Raw genomic sequence first — 3,627 nt, 5'->3', positions numbered from 1 at the left:
GATAAATATGTTGGTTCTTTATTCTTAAATTTAGAATTAATAATTGATGGATTTGTATTTTATTCTTAGTGATGAAGATGAAATTCTTTAGATAAATAAAGTGATAGGTTAGAATTCAATCGAAAGTGAATGTTGGGTCAAAACCAACAATGACTAATAATAGGTTTAGTATTTTTAATAATATGAACTTTGCTAAAAGATGATCTTAGTTCAATAAATAATTCATCATTTAAGCCTGCATTTAAGAGTCATTAACTTGTGGCGTTGATGGGCCAAGTGGCAAAGGTATCGTTGCCTGGACACCTTGCAGCCATTGAGCAAACGTGCTTTATTGAAATCAGTGACTGATTATTTTGGAATGTTTGCATTATGTGCCGCTGGCTCGCCTACCAAGGAACTCCTATCTACCTCGATCAACTGGTTTATCAACCGGAACACTCTCTCGTGCACCAAAGTTTAGAAGCGCGTAAAGCGGTCACCCGTGTCAACGCTGATGGGTTTGGGCTGGGTTGGTATACCGAACGCACTACACCCGGGCAGTTTCATGAAGTCTTACCCGCTTGGGGAGATGAAAACCTGCGATCCTTAACGCATCACATTCGTTCTCACCGTTTTATGGCACATGTGCGTTCGTCCACCGGAACGCAGGTTTCCCGTTCTAACTGTCATCCGTTTATTTTGGATCACTGGATGTTTTTACATAACGGGCAAATTGGTGAGTTTGAAAAAGTGAAATTCGCCTTAGAACGGCAGCTACCGGAATCGCTATACGTCAAGCGTGTTGGGACAACGGATAGTGAATTGATTTTTTTATTGATGATGAGTAATGGGTTACGCAGTCAGCCAGTACAAGCCATTACGACCACGATTGGTCAAATTGCGCAGGCTTTGGCGGAGAAACAGATAGTCACACCTTTTAAAGCTTCGATTTGTATCTCTGATGGGCAAGATTTTTGGTTAGTGCGTTATAGCTCTGATGGTAATCCGCCGACCGTGTTTAGTAAAAGCGAAGGCGATAATATGGTGGTTGCGTCAGAACCCCTTGACAGTGAAAGTGGTTGGCAAATGATTGAGCCGCAAACCATTACTCATGTGATTGGCGCTCAATGTACTGTGTATCCGATCACTTAGTTAGTGGTGGAAAACAATTAGTAATGTATTGATATATAAGATCTATTGGTTAATCGATTGCTCTCTCATGAGAGCAATTCTTTTTTGAAGTAAGATCTTGGTTTCTATGCGCCAAGTTTCATTTTATTAATGTGATTCTGATATAAACCGCGACTCATTTATTTCTATGATCTATAGAGAGTCGTTACTATGCGTATTGCGCCTGTTCCATCTATTCATTCCCCTCGTCTCAAACCTAACGCTTTACTATTGGCATTATCGTTAGCAGGATTACCGTCTTTTTCTTATGCATCAGATGCCTGCCAGTTTAGCGATATCACCCAAGCACAAGAGCCAATTTTAGCGATTAAAAATGCACAACCAGCCTGTTATAACTCGTGGTTTTATACCGATAGTAAAGCCATCTTGGGTCTATACAGTGAAAATAGTATAGACAGCATTAACCGAGCGCTGGCGTTAGAGGTTTCGCAATATCAAGGAACAGAAGCGCAAGCCAAATCTATTGCTAATCTGGGGGAGTTTATCCGTGCCGCGTATTATGTGCGCTATGGTGTAAAACAAGATTTTGGTGATTATTCGGACCAATTGAGTAATGCGATTGCGGATACGATCAACCAGTTTATGTTATCGCCTTATAGTTTGAGCTTAGGTCGTGAACAAGTGGCGGCCATGTCGAGCTTAACGTTAATGGTCGATAACGTGAAACGCCTACATTCAACGATGGCGAATTTCATCGTGTTATTGGACGCCTTTAACCCACAAACGGCGCAAGATGTGCAGTTTGTTGATGGTTTAAATAACTTATTTCGATCCATGAGCGGCCATGCTTCGCGTGATGATTTTTATCAAGACATTGAAGCCCATCCAGAATATTTGGAGACACTGTATCGTTTTGCCACTGAGCATGATTGGGCGTTAGGAACCGATGCCGATTTCATTTTGTACAATGCGGTGCGTGAAACGGGGCGCTTACTGGTTAGCCCTTACCCAAACACCAAAACTCGAGTCATTGCGATTTTAGAAAAAGTATTGGAGCGTTACCCGCTGGGTGGACGTAGCGATAAACTCTGGATTGCTGCGGTTGAAATGCTTTCTTACTACGCGCCAGAGACATTGGAAGCGCTTAATTTAACGCAAGCTAAGCAGCAACTTGAACAGCGTATCATGCCAAATCGCCATCAATGTGATGGGCCTGCTATTATCCGCTCGCAAGGCTTAACACCTCAGCAAGCAGAGCAAGCGTGTGGCATTTTGAATGAGAAAGAAGCGGATTTTCATACCGTTGCCAACACGGGTTTCACGCCCGTGGCCGATGATCTTAATCAACAAGTGGAAGTGGTGGTATTTGATAGCAACGAAAGTTATGTCAGTTATTCCAACTTCTTGTTTGGCAATACTACCAACAACGGCGGGCAATACCTTGAAGGCAACCCGGCTGATGCCAACAACACAGCGCGCTTTGTCGCTTACCGATATGCGCAGGATGAGGCGTTGTCTATTCTCAATTTAGAGCATGAATATGTGCATTATTTGGACGGACGCTACAATCAATACGGTTCATTTTCTCTCAATTTAAGTGAAGGCCATATCGTGTGGTGGTTGGAAGGCTTCGCTGAATACATGCACTATAAAAAAGGCTACCAAGCGGCGGTAGACTTAATTGCTGAGAAAAAACTGAGCCTCACGCAAGTGCTAGCCACTACTTATCAAAATGACACCAATCAAATTTATCGCTGGGGCTATTTAGCGGTTCGTTTTATGCTGGAAAACCATCCCAATGAAGTGGATCAACTGCTAGCGCTATCACGTAGTGGCGATTTCAAAGCATGGGCTGAGCAAGTGAAACGGATCGGCAAAAGCCTAGACAGCGAATTTTCAACTTGGTTAGACACTTTGACAACGGACAGTGGTAATCCAGACGATCCGACTGTGCCGCCAATTCAACCAGAAGACACGATGAATCATTTAGCGTTAGGGCAGAGTGTTACCTTGTCGGGTGAGCAGTACAGTGAACAACTCTATTATATTGATGTTCCAGATAATATCAGTGAATTGTCGATTAATATTAGCGGTGATGGTGACGCCGATCTTTATTTAAGTTATGAAAAAATTGCGCATTATTATGATTATCAAATAACAAATTTTGAACTGCATAGTAATGAAACAATTGCACTAGAAAAACAAGCCAATGGTACTGTTTTACCGGGTCGCTATTATTTTAGTATTACGGGTAGAGAAGCTTACCAGCGTGTTGAATTAAATACGAAAGTAAGTTACGCCATTACCGATAATACGCAAAAGCCTAGTGATGATTTAGCACCTGTTGTTCTCGAAAATCGTCAGCCAATGACGTTGGGTATTCATCAAACTCGCTATGCAGCGATTTATGTACCAGAGGGAATGAGCAGTGTCAAAGTTTGGCTCCAGCCTATTGATAAGATGGCAGCCCACAATGTTGATCTTTATGCAGAAAGCGAGCACTGGCCTACATTGACT

2 protein-coding genes are annotated in these 3,627 nt (G+C 42.3%); both read left to right on the top strand.

The features are described 5' to 3' along the window. The first annotated feature begins 369 nt into the window (after positions 1–369). Positions 370–1,131: a class II glutamine amidotransferase gene (locus AACQ21_RS05090; protein WP_017045106.1), complete on the top strand. Its 762-nt coding sequence runs from the start codon at positions 370–372 to the stop codon at positions 1,129–1,131. A gap of 189 nt (positions 1,132–1,320) precedes the next feature. Beyond that, positions 1,321–3,627 (top strand): M9 family metallopeptidase (locus AACQ21_RS05085; protein WP_105976885.1); only part of this gene is annotated, 2,307 nt, incomplete at its 3' end.

The organism is Vibrio sp. V01_P9A10T6 (assembly GCF_963877065.1).
In the GTDB taxonomy this organism is placed as follows: domain Bacteria; phylum Pseudomonadota; class Gammaproteobacteria; order Enterobacterales; family Vibrionaceae; genus Vibrio; species Vibrio anguillarum.
Note: the sequence above shows the minus strand (reverse complement) of the source record. Positions and strands in the feature narration are given on the sequence as shown.

What these genes read in the sequence shown, in the direction of transcription:
- AACQ21_RS05090 (WP_017045106.1), top strand. Translation starts at nt 370, where the DNA reads ATGTGCCGCTGGCTCGCCTACCAAGGAACTCCTATCTACCTCGATCAA.